A 14,506-nucleotide genomic window follows, 5' to 3' on the forward strand; every position below is an offset into this window, starting at 1 on the left:
TTTAAAAACGCATTAAAGATTATTGCGTTAATGAATGGAGTTTTTAAGGTGCTATCTTTAGCACCTTTTTTATAAAAACTAAGCAAAATCAAAAAACTAGCATAAAAAATATTTATGATTGTTTTAAATTACTGCCTTATTAAAAATATTTATCATTTTCTACTTTTTAATTTTGATTTAGATTTAAGATATTGCATAATTTTTGTAAGTGATATTGTTAAATTTGTTATACTTTATCTAGTTAATATATTATGAAGTTTTTTAAATATTATATGAAAAAATAAAGGAGTAAAATACCTATGAAAAAATATCCGTTAAATCAGATTTTATATGGAGCACCAGGGGTTGGTAAGACTTATGATACTATAAAAATAGCTTTAGAGATTTTGGGCGAAGATTTTTCAACTCAAACAAACGAAATTAACACAAGACCAGCAATACAAGAAAGGTTTAAAGACTATGTAAAAAACGGACAAATCGTATTTACAACCTTTCATCAAAGTTATGGATATGAAGAATTTGTAGAAGGAATTAGACCTATTTCTGAGAATGGTGAAATAAAATATGTTGTAGCTAATGGTATTTTTAAGAGTTTATGCGAACAAGCCAAAGGTAATACAGAGTTAATCAATAATTTTGATATTTTAATAGAAACATTAAAAGAAAAATCATCAATAGATTTAGCTGACCCTGAAAAGTATTTTAATATTCCAAATACAAAATATCATATTCAGTTTAGAGATGGTATAACTTTTAGAATTAAATTTGATGGTATGAGTGATAAGCATAAAGATTATCCAGTTAATATAGAATCAATAAAAGAGTTATATAAAAATCCAAAATACCAACTTTATAATTCTGCTTATGCTAAAGTAATCATAGATTATTTAAAAACTCTAGGTTTAAAAGAATATGTTGAAAATTCCATAAAAAAGCCTTATATAATCATTATTGATGAGATAAATCGTGGGAATATTAGTAAGATTTTTGGAGAGCTTATCACACTTATTGAACCTAGTAAAAGACTAGGAAATACTGAAGAGCTAGAAGTAGTGTTGCCATATAGTAAAAAGCATTTTGGTGTGCCAAATAATGTTTATATAATAGGCACTATGAATACAGCTGATAAGAGTATAACTACCCTTGATACGGCATTAAGGCGTAGGTTTGAGTTTAAAAAGATGATGCCTAATAGTTCTCTTTTAAAATTTAAACTCGATGAGATTGAATTAGATAAATTATTAAATAAAATGAATGAAAGAATTGAATGTTTAATAGGAGATGAAAAGCTTATCGGACATTCGTATTTTATGGATATAAACAGCATTGATGAACTTAAAGTCGTGTTTAGAAATAAGATTTTACCACTTTTAGAAGAGTATTTTTATAATGATTATTCGCAGATAAAATCGGTGCTTAATGATAATGAAGAATTGATAGTAAGTAAAAATATGTTAAATCAAGAAGTTTTACGCATAAATAATAAGTTTTTGGATAAATTAACAAAAGATTGGTTTAATAAAATCTATGGCAAATAAAATAGCCCACAAACACGAAATAATAAGCTCACTTGATAACGATGAGTTTTTAAATGAGCTTATGAGCTTTGCTGAAAATAACCCAGAGTTTTTAAGAATAGTCGGCAAAAATAAACTAAAAGCAAGAAATTATGTAGGGCTTATAAAGACAAAAAGTGGGGTTTTAGAAATTTATCCTAAGGTTTCAAAACCAAGTAATGAGATAATGCCAAGAATAGATTTAAGCAAGGCTTATGAGCTAAAAGATGAGATGTTTAAGGATTGTAAAGAAAGAGAGTTAAATCCCAAGCAGCTACTTTTAGAACTTTTAAGAACCTTACAAAAAAGTCCGTTTAAAAAATCGCTTAAAGCAACGCTAAAAGATGAAAAAATGTCACTTTTTGAAGTCTTTGTTGAAATGTTTTTAGAAGAACTTTTCGTGCTTTTAAATAAAGGGCTTATGAGTGATTATATAAAAATAGCTGAAAATAGAACAACTTTAAAAGGCAAATTGCTTTTTAATGAGAATTTAAAACATAACTTAATTCATAAAGAGCGATTTTTTACCGAAAATGATGAATATATCATAGACAATGTGATAAATCAAACTATAAAAACTACATTATTTCATTTAAAAAAACTAAGTCAAAATAAAAAGATTTTAAAATATTTAAAGACTTTTGATGATATTAGTTTAATTGATATTAAAAAATGTGAATTTAGTGTAAAAAATAAGCATTATAGTTATTATGAAAACATACTTTTATGGTGTAAGTTATTTTTAAATGGTTTTAGTTTTACACCATTTGCGGGGGATAATAACGCTTATGCTTTGCTTTTTGATATGAATAGACTTTTTGAAGATTATGTAGCTTTTATGCTTAAAAAACACAACCCAAATATAAAAATAAGTGCTCAATTATTAAAAAAACACTTAATAAAAGATGGTCAAAATGAGCGTTGTTTAATGCGACCTGATATTTTAATTGAGCTTAAAGATAAAACAATCATCGCTGATACAAAGTATAAAATCATAAATAAGTTAAGTAATATTAGCCAAGCTGATTTATATCAATTATTTGCCTATGCAATAGCTTTTAAAGTTAGTGAAGTTTGGCTTATATATCCACTTTTTGATGGTAGTTTAGGGTATAAAACACTAGAATATAACTTAGATTGCTTTAATACTAAGATAAAATTACAAATTCTTTTTGCTCCTTTAGGTTGATATTTTAGTTGCATTGTGATTTGTTATAATCTTAGGTCTTATGAATTTAAAATATGATTAGATATAAATAAAAAGCTTAATTATTAAGATAATAAATTGCAAGTTTAAAGATAGCTTTTACTATCTTTAAACATAGTTTAAAATTAAATTCCTAGATTTTCTAATGTTTTTTGAGCGTTTAGGAGTTGGGTTTTTACTGCGTTTTCTGATGTCCCACCATAAGAATTTCTTAAATCAACGCAAGTTTTTAAATCAATTGCTTTATAAATATCATCTTCAATTAAATCACACTCAAGCCTTAATTCATCTAAGCTTAATTCATCTAATTTAAGTTTTTTTGAGATTGCATAGCTTACTAATTTTCCCGTAATTTCGTGAGCTTTTCTAAATGGCACACCTTTTTTAGCTAAATAATCAGCCAAATCAGTAGCATTTGAATATCCATTAGCAGCTGCTCTTAACATATTTTCTTTAATTGGTTTCATTTTTGCAATTAGTTTTGTAATTATTATTAGACTATCTTTTATGGTATCTTGCGTATCATAAACACTTGCTTTATCTTCGCTCATATCGGTATTATAAGCTAGTGGCAAACCTTTCATAATAGTTAGCATTGAGATTAGATTGCCATAAATTCTACCTGTTTTGCCACGCATTTTTTCGCATACATCGGGGTTTTTTTTCTGTGGCATTATGCTTGAACCCGTGCAAAAATCATCACTTAGCTCAATGAATTTATAATCATTTGAATTAAAAATAATTAGCTCTTCACAAAGGCGTGAAAGATGGCTAAAACAAATTGCACTAACACTACAAAACTCAAGCATATAATCTCTATTGCTAACACTATCAATACTATTTTCACTTGGCTTTGCAAAGCCAAGTTCATTTGCGCTAAAAAATCTATCTATATTAAAAGTAGTCCCAGCAAGTGCAGCCGAGCCTAACGGACATTCGTTTAATGAGTTGTATAGATTTAAAAATCTATCATAATCTCTTTTAAACATCCAAAAATACGCCATTATCCAATGCGAATATAAAATCGGTTGAGCGGTTTGAAGATGAGTAAAGCCTGGCATAATTAAGTCTAAATTTATCTTAGCTTGGTTTAAAATCTCTTGCATTAATTCTTTTAAATTAGCTTTAATTCCTAATACAAATTCTTTCATTTGTAATATTCCATCTAGTGCGGTTTGGTCGTTTCTACTTCTTGCAGTGTGAAGTTTGCCAGCACTTGCACCTATTAAAACACTAAGTCTTTTTTCAATAGCCATATGAATATCTTCATCGCTTATATTAAACTCAAATTTATTTTCTATAAATTCGTTTTGAATAATTTCTAAGCCTTTTAAAATCTCTGCTAATTCTTGAGAGTTTATGATTTTTTGACGCTCAAGCATTTTTGCGTGTGCTATGCTTCCTTTTATATCTATTAAAGCAAGTCTGTTTTCAAGTGGCAAAGTCGCTGTGTAATTTTCTACTAATTTATCCGTAGCTTGGCTAAATCTACCGCCCCATAATTTTTTCATACTATTCTCCTAATAAAATTCCTTCTTTAAGCCCATAAGCTGAAATGATAAATTCAAAATCATCAAATAAAGTATCAATAAAATAAGCCCCGCAAAGCACTGCAAAATCTCTATTAACTCCTAGCATTAAATCTCTTTTTTCGGCATTATTTGTATTAATAAAATCAATTAATTTATATAATTCATCTTTATTTACAATGCTATTATGAAACTCTAAATCATCAATATCTTTATAAGCAATATTTTTTACAATACTTTTTGCAAATATTCCCGTTTTTGATGCTAGAACAATTGGTCTTGGATAGCTTTTAAGCTCGTTTTTATAAGGGTTTAAAAGTGTATATGCGTAGTCTTTAATATCTAAGTTTTTTTCTTTTACGCTTTTATAAAAAGATAAAAGTCCTATATCAAGTAATAATTTTTTATCATTACTTGTAATTTCTGTTGAATACCCACCAACATCTACTAAAGTAAAATCACCTTGAATTGAAATTCCAACCCCTAATCTAGTAAGCCTTGCTTCTTCGTTTTGGCTTAATATTTTTAATTTAAAGCCGTATTTTTGATAAAGCATATTAGCTATTAAATCAGCATTTTTACTTTTTCTAAAAATTGCAGTAGCAACTACTTTTGCCTTGCTTAAATCATAATTTAGCTCATCAAGTGCATTGATTAAGACCTTAATTCCTTCATCATTTATACACTCGTTTTCATAAAATAGTCCTAAGTTTAAGACCTTTTCGTAGTTTTTTAAAACCTTATCAAATACAGCTATTTTAAGAGTATTTGAGCCTATATCAATTGCTAAATTCATTTAAAGTTGCCTTTATTAGCTTTAATAATTTTTCATTATCAATATCTTTTAAAACCTTTACTAGGCTTAACTTGCTTAAATCAATGCCTATATTCATATTAAGATTTTTATCATATCTTAAGCTTTTGCCCCTTGCTTCGCCACAAGTTTCTATATCTACATAATATTCATCGCTTTTACAAATGCTAGAATCTAGCAAGTATGCAATTATTAAAGCATCGTGTATCCAAGTGCCAATGCTATTTCTTGTAAGCTCTGCATAACTTATCCAAGGCTTAATACTTGTATATAAAAAATCACATAATTTATTATTAATTGCTTTTATTTCTTCTAAATCTTTATGAGTTAGGCTAGTTTGCATTGTGATATTGTAAGGTGCTAGAGTGATTTTTGCCCCACTTCTTAGCACAATCCTAGCAGCTTCTGGGTCAAAACCAAAATTAGTATCTTTAGGGTATTTACTCATATCAAATACCCCGCCCATAATTAAAATCTCTTTTACATTTTTTGCAAACTCATTATCTAAAATACAAGCTTGAGCTATGTTTGTAAGTGGTCCAATAGCACAAACAATAAGCTCATTTTTATAAACTCTTGCTAATTCGCATAATTTATAAACAGCGTTTAATTTGGCGTTTTTATAAAGTTTAATAGGTTTAAAATCTTGCCATAAGTGTTCTAATTTAAAATTATAAACACTCTCATCAAGTCTTTTTCTCCACGGCGTTTCATCTTCTAATAAAGCCTTACTTGAGCCTAAAAATACAGGAATTTTAATCCCTAATTTAGAAATTAAATTCCTTGCGACTGCATAAGCTTTGTGATTTATCACATTTCCGCTTAGAGTTGTTATTGCTTTTAAATCAATCTTTTTACTAGCAATTGCAAGTGCTAGGGCTAAGCCATCATCAGTATTAGCCCCACAAATACCATTGCCTATATCAGTATCAATTACGATTTTCATATAGCATCTTCAATAAGATTTAAATCTCTACCCCTAGTTTCAGGAGCAAAAAATGTAGTAACAAATCCAATTCCTGCCATAAATATAAAATAAGCAGCGATTAAATACCAATTATGAGTTAGATTTATAAAATAAGTCGCTAAAAATGGTGCAGTTCCACCTGATAAAATGCCACCGATTTCTTTAGCTAGTGCCATTTTTGTATAACGATTTTTGCATCCAAACATTTCAACTCCGTAAGCTGCTTGAACTCCAAAAATCCCTAAAGATGCAAGGCACATTCCTACGACAATTACACAAATTACTATTATTTCATTTTTGCTATCAAGTAACATAAATGCAGGAACTGCATAAATCATTAATAATAAGCAAAATATCCTATACATAATGCGACGACCAAATTTATCGCTTAGCCATCCAGATAATGGAATAACCAAAAATCCTAAAAATGAAGCTATTAAAACCCCTGTTGTAGCTATTTGTTTGTCTAATAATAAAATAGTATAAACATAACCTACTAAAAAGCTTTGAGCTATATAAGATGGGGCGTTTTCTCCCATTCTAAGACCTAGCATAATAAAAAATGATTTGTTCTTTTGCCAAAAAGTTTTGTTTTCGGTTTTGTGAGTTTTTAAATTTTGTTCTCGTTGTTTTTGCATTTGTTCTTTTTGTTTTGCAAATACAGGTGTTTCTCCTACAAAGCGTCTTAGATACAAGGCAAATGCAGCTATTAAAAAGCTAAATATAAATGGCAATCTCCAGCCCCATTCTAAAAAGTCTTTATCATCTAAAAATCCAAGTAAAAACCAAATTCCACTAGCAATTAAAGTCCCACTATTAGAGCCTAGTGCAATGATTGATGATACTAAACCACGATTTTTGCTAGGTGCGTATTCACCTAACATAATAGCTCCACCGCTAAGTTCAGCTCCTGCTCCAAAACCTTGTAAAAATCTTAAAATCACTAATAATAAAGGCGCTAAAATGCCTATGCTATTATAAGATGGGATAAATCCTATTAAAGTAGTCGCTGCACCCATTAAAAATATAGTTATCATCATAACTTCTTTACGACCATATTTATCTCCTAATCTACCAAAAAAGAAAGCTCCAATAGGTCTAGCAATAAAGCCAACTCCATAGGTTGCAAAGCTTAGCATTAGAGCGATTATAGGAGTTTGCTCTGGGTAAAAAACTTTACCAAAAACGGTTGCAGCCGCAAGGCCATATAAAACAAAATCAGCATATTCCATAGCAGTTCCTAGCCAACAGCTAATGATTGCGTTTTTAAAGGATTTTTTTCCTTCTTTTGTCTTTAAAATATCATCTTGAATTTGATTCATTAAATCTCCTAAAATAAATAATAAAGTAAGCTTAAGAAAAATGCCGAAATTAAAGCACTAGCAGGTAAGGTTATCATCCACGCTAAGCCTATTGGCTTCATCATTTTCCAATTTGCGTTTTTGTTAAATACTCCAATTCCTAATACCGCACCTATTAGAATATGAGTTGAGCTGATTGGAATTCCTAGTTGAGTTGCTAGAAGTATTACAATAGCTGAAGCAAACTCGGCACTAAAACCTGTGGTAGGCTTGATTTTTGCTAGACTTTTGCCAACGGTTTTAATAACGCTTTTGCCTAAAAACCAAAGCCCAGCAACTAGTGAAATACCAAATACTAACATTACAATAGTAGGCACTGCTGAAGTTGGATTTATTGTATTTGTGTGTAAAATATCTAAAATCGCAGCAAATGGTCCAACTGCGTTTGAAATATCGTTTGCTCCGTGAGAAAAGGCAAATGTGCAAGCAGTAAATATTTGAAACCATGAAAAAATACGATTTACTGCTTTTTTTGGTTCGCCTTTTTTCATAATATTAATAATTCCTACACAAATTATATAAGCACTAATACAAATTAATAAGATGATTAATCCTATACTAAAATGACTAAGTCCTGTATCAACATTATTTAAGGCTTTAAAAAATAACATAGATGAAATTACAAAAGCTATTAAAGTAGCTAAAACAGGTATGCGTTTGCTTAAAAATCCTGCTACATCAACTGCTTTTTCTTTTTTTGTAAATTCTTTTAATTTATTTGCGTATTCGCCTTTTTCGTTAAGCAAAATGCCGTAAAGCTCACTATATTGCTTAGATTTTTCGCTTTGCATAAATTCATCTATATATTGTTTTTTATACTCTGCTTTATCTTTTTTGATTTGTTTTAAAGTATTTTCTTTTTCTTTAGTAGGAACTACAATGAATTTATAAACTAATGAATAAACAAAATAACTCAAAACCCCACCTAATACAGGAGAGATAAACCAACTAGCAACAATGGTTCCTATCCCACCCCAGCTAACTTGAGTAGCGTTATTTTCGGCTATGAAACCTAAAGCTAGTGCAGCACCTAAAATCCCGCCTACTATTGAATGAGTTGAGCTAACAGGTAAAGATTTATAAGTAGCTATAAAAATCCAAACACTAGCAGCACACAAAGCACTCATCATAACATAAGCAAAGTGCATAGGTTCTATGTTTTCTTTAACGCTTACAATACCACTTCTAATAGTAGCAGTTACTTCAGCACCAGCAAAAAATGCTCCGCTAAATTCAAATATCGCAGCTATTATTAAAGCTTGTTTTATGCTAAGAGTTTTTGCTCCAACACTCGTTCCAAAAGCATTTGCAACATCGTTTGCACCTATATTGAATGCTAAAAATATTCCAAAAATTGCAGCAATTGTGAAGAATATATAATAATTTGTGGTGCTATAACCCCAAAACAAAAAGCCAACACAAACGATAGCAAAAAGTATCGTTATAATAATGTTTTCTCTTGCCATTACCTTTCCTTTTTAAAAAATTGGGCTAATTATAGACTAAAAAAAATTGTTAAGATTTCTACAATGTAAAATCTTTGTAAAATATGCTAAGATACGCAAAATTAAAAGGAGTGTTGATGAAAAAGTTTTTAGTATTGGCATTTTGTGTTAGTGCTTGTTTTGCTAACAATCAAGTAATTTGTAACAATGCAAATGATTGTTATAACATAGGAATTGCTAAGGCAAAAGAAATGCAAATAGCAGAATCTATTAAGTATTTAGAAAAGTCTTGCGAGCTTAATTATATGTTAGCTTGTATGGAATTAGGAACTGCTTATATTTATAGTGCTAAAAGTAAGGAAGAATTTACTAAAGGGATTAATTATTATATGTTAGCTTGTAATAATAATGAGCCTATATCGTGCCACAATATAGCATATATGTTAGAGCAAAGCCAAAATCCTGCATTGATGAATGAAATAAAGAGTTATTATGAAAAATCTTGTAATTTAAGATATTTAAATGCTTGCACTAATTTAGGAAATATTTATTATACGAAAGAAAACAATAAAGAAAGAGCGAAAATGCTTTATGAAAAAGCTTGTAATTTAGGAGAGGCTATAGCTTGCAATAATTTAGGTAACTTTTATTATTATACCAATAAAAGCTTGGCTAAGGAATATGTAAGAAAAGCTTGTGATTTAGGCTATCAAGTAGCGTGTGAATATAAAATAGATTAAATTATAAAAAGTGCAAAATTAATTTTTCTAGCTAATTCCTTTTATTTTTGATAGTATGAAAATAAAAGGAATTTAAAATGGTAAGATTTTTTAATAAAGTTGATTTTTTTATTTTCGTATTGAGTGTAATTTTTTACGCTTATTGTATTTTTGTATTTAAGTATTTAACCACTTTTTCAGCCTTAGATATAACTGCTAATTCTATATTTATTATATTTGCAAATGCTTATTATTTTTATTTGTATTTAAAAGATGAATTGTTATATGATTTGTTTTTTGTATTTATTGGCTCTTCTTTTATTTTAGTAATCTTAATATACGGCTGCATTATTTTATGAAGTATTAGAGTTGGAATTTAAAAGCGAGAATAAATCTCGCTTTTTATTTAACCTTGAATGATTTTTGGCTTAGAAAATGCTCTTAAAGGTCTAATAACACCTTTGAATTTTTCAATCTCTACTAAGGTTGTGTGAGCTGTGTTTGATTGAGCTAGTTTTGATGTTCCTTTATCACGAGTTAGCACATTTACGCATCCGTGCTGACAAAGTGATTTTTTCCCATAAACTTCAGGGTCATACCAAGCACCTTCACAAATTATAATAGTATCAGCCCTTACAATATCACTTACTAATGCACCTGCTAAAATTTCGCCCCTATCATTATATACTCTTACAATATCGCCTGTTTTAATACCTCTTGCTTTTGCAGTATCAGGATGAATTATCATAGGCTCTCTGCCATTTACTTCAGCATAATTTCTAATAAGTGAGTTATTTAGCTGAGAGTGTAGTCTAAATCTAGAATGAGGACTTACAACAGCGATTGGATATTTTTTAATTTGTTCTTTGTTACCAACCCACTCAAATGGTTCAAACCAAGCAGGATGACCTAAACAATCATCATAACCCATTTTTGCAATTGTTGGAGAGAAAATCTCAATCTTTCCACTTGGTGTTCCTAATCTATATTTATGCGGATTGCTTACAAAATCACTAAGTCTTGTGTAATACTCTGTATCTTTATTTACTTTATCAAATCTAACAAATCCTTTATTAAGTGCTTCATCAAAAGTTGGCATATCATATCCTAATGATTTTCCTTGTTGTAAAGCGTCGTTATAAATATATTTCATCCAATCAAGCTCGGTTGCTTTTCCTTCTGTAAATATTTCTTCTACTCCCCATCTTTTACAAATTTCTTTACAAATCCAAAAATCGCTTTTACTCTCTCCCATAGGTTCAATTACAGGCTTATTTAAGAAAATATATTCAGAATTTGTACTAGCTTCTATATCATAACGCTCAGGCTCAATAGCAACAGGTAAAACAATATCACTTAATTTTGCTTGTGAAGTCCAAAATGGTTCAGCTGTAATAATCGTATCAACCTTTTTAAATCCTTCAATAGCACGATTTACATCTTGATGGCGAGTAAAAAATGACCCACTAGCATTAAATGCTACTTTAATATGTGGAAGTTTTATTTTTTTACCATTTTGGTCAATTATTTTACCTGGGTTTAGCATAGCGTCAATACTTCTTGAACTTGGAATTGTTATGTTTTCAAATTTTTTCCAAGGACTATTTTCGTATCCTAAATCATCGCTTGGAATAGATGAAAGTCCTTTTAAAGTAGGTGCTATAAATTTATCAGCACCTTGAGAATAATATCCTAAACTAAACTCAAATCCACAACCCTTGCTTCCTATATGCCCTAACATTGTTGCTAGTATTGTTATCATCCAATGTGCTTGCTCGCCGTGGTCTTGTCTTTGTATTGCACGACCTGCAATAATTATTGATTTATTATCGCATAAATCATCTGCTAATTTTTTTAATGTTGTTGTATCTACTCCACAAATATTGCTAGCCCAAGTTAAATCTTTTTTTATTCCATCATTTTCGCCCATGAAGTATTCTTTAAATTTATTAAAGCCAACCGTATATTTTTTAATAAAATCTTTTGCATATTTTCCACTTTCATATAAATAACAACACATTCCTATCATCATTGCAGTGTCTGTATTAGGGCGAACTGATATTAATTCACTTTCAATATAACGATTTGTATTATTAGCATATACATCTATGCTATAAGTTTTGATTTTTCCTGCTTTACTTAGTTCTTTTAATTTTGTGAAATATTCATAATTAGTGTGAGTTGGTGTGCCAACTGCAATTTGATTTGTTACTAGTGGGTCAGTTCCCCAAAATACAACACTTTTTGCATTTTCTAAAATACTTTTCCAAGTTGTAGGTGCTTCATAAACGGTGTTTGAGCCAAAAATATGTGGTAATATTACCATACCAGCACCGGTTGAATAGTCTCCACTTTCTTCAACATATCCACCTAGGATTTTTAGCATTCTATGAGCTGTGGTTCTTCCCCAGCTAATTTTACCCCAGCCACCCCACCAATAGCATTCGCCATATATAGCTTCAGGGCCATATTTGTCAAAATTTTCTTTAAGCGCTCTTGCTGCTAAATCAAGTGCTGTTTCCCAACTAACTCTTACAAATTCTTCTTCACCCCTTAAATCGTTTTTCTTTTTTCCTTCTAGGTAGCTTTTTCTAACACAAGGATATAAAACACGGCTTTCGTTTTGTGTTCTATCTGGAACACAATTATTCATAGTATTAGGGAATTTATCTCCTTCAAAAGGTGTAACGCTAACGATTTGAGAACTATTAATATTTGCGTAAAAACTACCAAATCTATCAGATACTAAAGCCTTTTTATCATCAAAAATTGTATCTTTGATACCTTCAATTTTGCTAGCTTGTAATCCAACTCCTGCTACTGCACTTAGTTTTAAAAAACTTCTTCTTTTCATATTCTTCTCCTTTATTTAATGTCTTTTGCGTGATTTTGTAAATATTTAATAATTAAGCTTTTTTCATCCTTGCTTAACTCCACATAACCAGAACTTATCATACTTTCAAGATTTGAAGGCCATTGATTTACCGAATATTCTTTAGTATCGTGCAACAAATGACAAGGCGAGCAAGTTTGCTCGTAAAAACTTTTTGCATTTTTAAAGATTTCATCTTTGCTAGCTACTAAATCATTTGAATTTACATCAAAAGTTATGCTTACTTTATGCCAATTTTCTCCATATTCATCTTGCAACACTTCAAGCATTTTAATGTATGGATTAGCGTCGCCTTTGTATGTTGGATTGTCATTGTTATCGTGAAAACTCATATAATTTTCAATTTGAGAAAAACTTTTAACTATTTCTTCTTGATAATTATCATTAACATATCCAATTAGCTCAACTTTGCTAGTATCGTTATTGCTTGAAATGACTTTTACAGGTGCTAATAAACTAGCAGTTCCTATTATTTTACCATCAAGTTTAATTTCAACATCTTTATTTAAGTACATACTATTTGCTAATGCAAAAGATGATATAAGACAACTTAAAAATAACTTTTTCATATAACTCCTTAAAATAAAATTAATTTTTATATTTAATATTTTAAACTAATAAACTTATGAAATTATTAAAAAGAATAATATTTATTATTCATTTTATTATGAGAATTTAAAACTTAATTTGATATATAAAAAATAATTCTTAAAGAATTTAAATTATCATATTATTTAATATTTATTATGATAATTAATTTAAATATAAGTTTGTTTTAATAATATTTATCATTCTCATAAAAAAGGATAAAAATGAATATTAAAACAACAATTTCTTTAAGTTTAGTTGCTGTTTGTGCTAATGCACTTAGTTTAGAACAATCAATAAAAAATGTAGATTTAGATGGGTTTTTAAGGTATCGCTATGATACTACTAGAATTAAGGATATTGCTTTAACTCAACCAGCACACAAAATTAGATTAGATTATAAATTAAGCCTAAATTTAGCTGATAATTACAAGGCGAATGCGGTGTTTAGATATGATACAAAATCTTTAAGTTATTCAAATAATGCTTATATTAAAACTAATGATAATTTTCATTTAAAAGAAGCGAATTTAACTTATACTAATTTTAATACAAGCTTTAGTTTTGGTAGATTAAAAGTGCCTAGTATGTTTAATGATGGGGTTTTGGTTACTTCGTTTTTGATTGATAATCATTCTTTAGATAATACAAATATAAATGCGTATTTTGTAGATAATTTTGATTTGAGTGAAAGTAGTTTGATAAACGAAAAAGCAATAAATCAAATATCTTATAAAATACCACTGAAAGCTACAAATCTGCCAAAGAATTTAAAATCACAAATCTATAATCAAAACCTTTATGGGCTAAATATTAATTATCATAATGATTTAATAAATCTTACTTTAGGTGCTGATTATCTTAATGATTTTGCTATTTTCTATGGAGTGGATTTGAAAAGTTATTTAGGAGATAAGAAGAGTTATCATTATTCTTTTAATTCTCAACTAACTAGCACATCATTAAAGCAAAATTACAAAACTTCTCTAAATGCAAGTAATTCTATATTTTATGGCGTTGAAATTCTAGTCGGATTTAAGAATTTTGATTTTGAGTTAGGCTATATAAATTATGGTAAAAAGGATAAAGCAAGTTTTGTAACTTGGCATGATAAAGGATTGCTTTTGCATTCGGGAAAAACGATAATAGATGGATTTTATGGTGGAATAGGTAAAAGAGAATATTTGTATTCAAATATATCTTATAAATATGATAATTTTAATTTTTTATTTAGCATAATTGATGGCGGGGTAAAGCTTGATTTAGCTAAATATAAGCAAACAGAATTAATGCCAAAAATTGTTTATAAATATTCTAAGAAATTAAAATTTAGCGCATTTTATGATTATGCGATTACTAAAACCGATATGAAAAATATTAAAACTTATAAAACTAGATTAGAAGCTAAATACTCGTTTTAACTATAT

At 28.9% G+C, this 14,506-nt stretch carries 12 protein-coding genes; 5 read left to right on the forward strand and 7 right to left on the reverse strand.

Features of this window, described 5'->3' with window-relative positions; genetic code table 11:
• Nucleotides 1–299 precede the first annotated feature (299 nt).
• Together AVBRAN12640_RS09050 and AVBRAN12640_RS09055 are read left to right on the forward strand one after the other, a co-directional pair.
• A complete protein-coding gene (locus AVBRAN12640_RS09050; RefSeq protein ID WP_336609044.1) occupies nt 300–1,538 on the forward strand; it encodes an McrB family protein in 1,239 nt (412 codons plus the stop codon).
• Nucleotides 1,528–2,745, forward strand: coding sequence for an McrC family protein (locus AVBRAN12640_RS09055; protein ID WP_336612994.1), 1,218 nt, complete (start codon nt 1,528–1,530; stop codon nt 2,743–2,745). Before AVBRAN12640_RS09050 ends, AVBRAN12640_RS09055 begins: the two co-directional genes overlap by 11 nt.
• A gap of 143 nt (nt 2,746–2,888) precedes the next feature.
• On the opposite strand, the gene argH is transcribed toward AVBRAN12640_RS09055, so the two are convergent.
• The 5 genes from argH to AVBRAN12640_RS09080 are packed head-to-tail and all read right to left on the reverse strand — an operon-like array spanning nt 2,889 to nt 8,900.
• Nucleotides 2,889–4,274 (reverse strand): argininosuccinate lyase, encoded by a 1,386-nt coding sequence (gene argH / locus AVBRAN12640_RS09060; RefSeq protein WP_336609042.1) that lies wholly within the window; start codon nt 4,272–4,274, stop codon nt 2,889–2,891.
• A 1-nt stretch (nt 4,275) separates the two neighbouring features.
• Complete coding sequence (locus AVBRAN12640_RS09065; protein ID WP_336609041.1) at nt 4,276–5,088, reverse strand: Ppx/GppA phosphatase family protein; 813 nt, start codon at nt 5,086–5,088, stop codon at nt 4,276–4,278.
• Entirely contained in the window at nt 5,072–6,052 is a 981-nt protein-coding gene (locus tag AVBRAN12640_RS09070) for a nucleoside hydrolase (protein WP_336609040.1), read from the reverse strand. Before AVBRAN12640_RS09070 ends, AVBRAN12640_RS09065 begins: the two co-directional genes overlap by 17 nt.
• Nucleotides 6,049–7,410 (reverse strand): MFS transporter, encoded by a 1,362-nt coding sequence (locus AVBRAN12640_RS09075; RefSeq protein ID WP_442862228.1) that lies wholly within the window; start codon nt 7,408–7,410, stop codon nt 6,049–6,051. Before AVBRAN12640_RS09075 ends, AVBRAN12640_RS09070 begins: the two co-directional genes overlap by 4 nt.
• Nucleotides 7,404–8,900 (reverse strand): inorganic phosphate transporter, encoded by a 1,497-nt coding sequence (locus AVBRAN12640_RS09080; protein WP_214117829.1) that lies wholly within the window; start codon nt 8,898–8,900, stop codon nt 7,404–7,406. The genes AVBRAN12640_RS09075 and AVBRAN12640_RS09080 overlap by 7 nt, the downstream gene beginning before the upstream one ends.
• A 116-nt stretch (nt 8,901–9,016) precedes the next feature.
• Between AVBRAN12640_RS09080 and AVBRAN12640_RS09085 the strand changes: the two genes are divergently transcribed.
• Both AVBRAN12640_RS09085 and AVBRAN12640_RS09090 read left to right on the forward strand, forming a co-directional pair.
• Nucleotides 9,017–9,619 carry a tetratricopeptide repeat protein gene (locus tag AVBRAN12640_RS09085; RefSeq protein ID WP_336609039.1) on the forward strand — a complete coding sequence of 201 codons (603 nt, stop codon included), beginning with the start codon at nt 9,017–9,019 and terminating at the stop codon, nt 9,617–9,619.
• A 77-nt stretch (nt 9,620–9,696) separates the two neighbouring features.
• A complete protein-coding gene (locus AVBRAN12640_RS09090) occupies nt 9,697–9,957 on the forward strand; it encodes a hypothetical protein (protein ID WP_336609038.1) in 261 nt (86 codons plus the stop codon).
• A 47-nt stretch (nt 9,958–10,004) separates the two neighbouring features.
• Here AVBRAN12640_RS09090 and AVBRAN12640_RS09095 read toward each other — a convergent pair whose 3' ends face one another.
• Nucleotides 10,005–12,452 carry a molybdopterin-dependent oxidoreductase gene (locus AVBRAN12640_RS09095; protein WP_336609037.1) on the reverse strand — a complete coding sequence of 816 codons (2,448 nt, stop codon included), beginning with the start codon at nt 12,450–12,452 and terminating at the stop codon, nt 10,005–10,007.
• 11 nt (nt 12,453–12,463) lie between these two features.
• A complete protein-coding gene (locus tag AVBRAN12640_RS09100; RefSeq protein ID WP_214117825.1) occupies nt 12,464–13,060 on the reverse strand; it encodes a hypothetical protein in 597 nt (198 codons plus the stop codon).
• A gap of 243 nt (nt 13,061–13,303) precedes the next feature.
• Here AVBRAN12640_RS09100 and AVBRAN12640_RS09105 point away from each other — a divergent pair, with 243 nt between their 5' ends.
• Nucleotides 13,304–14,500, forward strand: coding sequence for a major outer membrane protein (locus AVBRAN12640_RS09105; RefSeq protein ID WP_336609036.1), 1,197 nt, complete (start codon nt 13,304–13,306; stop codon nt 14,498–14,500).
• Nucleotides 14,501–14,506 lie beyond the last annotated feature (6 nt).

This window comes from Campylobacter sp. RM12640 (assembly GCF_020137595.1).
In the GTDB taxonomy this organism is placed as follows: domain Bacteria; phylum Campylobacterota; class Campylobacteria; order Campylobacterales; family Campylobacteraceae; genus Campylobacter_E.

Excerpts from the sequence above, each read along its gene's own strand:
- argH (WP_336609042.1), bottom strand. The coding sequence starts at position 4,274 with ATGAAAAAATTATGGGGCGGTAGATTTAGCCAAGCTACGGATAAATTA.
- AVBRAN12640_RS09050 (WP_336609044.1), top strand. The coding sequence starts at position 300 with ATGAAAAAATATCCGTTAAATCAGATTTTATATGGAGCACCAGGGGTT.
- AVBRAN12640_RS09055 (WP_336612994.1), top strand. The coding sequence starts at position 1,528 with ATGGCAAATAAAATAGCCCACAAACACGAAATAATAAGCTCACTTGAT.
- AVBRAN12640_RS09085 (WP_336609039.1), top strand. The coding sequence starts at position 9,017 with ATGAAAAAGTTTTTAGTATTGGCATTTTGTGTTAGTGCTTGTTTTGCT.
- AVBRAN12640_RS09095 (WP_336609037.1), bottom strand. The coding sequence starts at position 12,452 with ATGAAAAGAAGAAGTTTTTTAAAACTAAGTGCAGTAGCAGGAGTTGGA.
- AVBRAN12640_RS09105 (WP_336609036.1), top strand. The coding sequence starts at position 13,304 with ATGAATATTAAAACAACAATTTCTTTAAGTTTAGTTGCTGTTTGTGCT.
- AVBRAN12640_RS09065 (WP_336609041.1), bottom strand. The coding sequence starts at position 5,088 with ATGAATTTAGCAATTGATATAGGCTCAAATACTCTTAAAATAGCTGTA.
- AVBRAN12640_RS09090 (WP_336609038.1), top strand. The coding sequence starts at position 9,697 with ATGGTAAGATTTTTTAATAAAGTTGATTTTTTTATTTTCGTATTGAGT.
- AVBRAN12640_RS09080 (WP_214117829.1), bottom strand. The coding sequence starts at position 8,900 with ATGGCAAGAGAAAACATTATTATAACGATACTTTTTGCTATCGTTTGT.
- AVBRAN12640_RS09070 (WP_336609040.1), bottom strand. The coding sequence starts at position 6,052 with ATGAAAATCGTAATTGATACTGATATAGGCAATGGTATTTGTGGGGCT.
- AVBRAN12640_RS09100 (WP_214117825.1), bottom strand. The coding sequence starts at position 13,060 with ATGAAAAAGTTATTTTTAAGTTGTCTTATATCATCTTTTGCATTAGCA.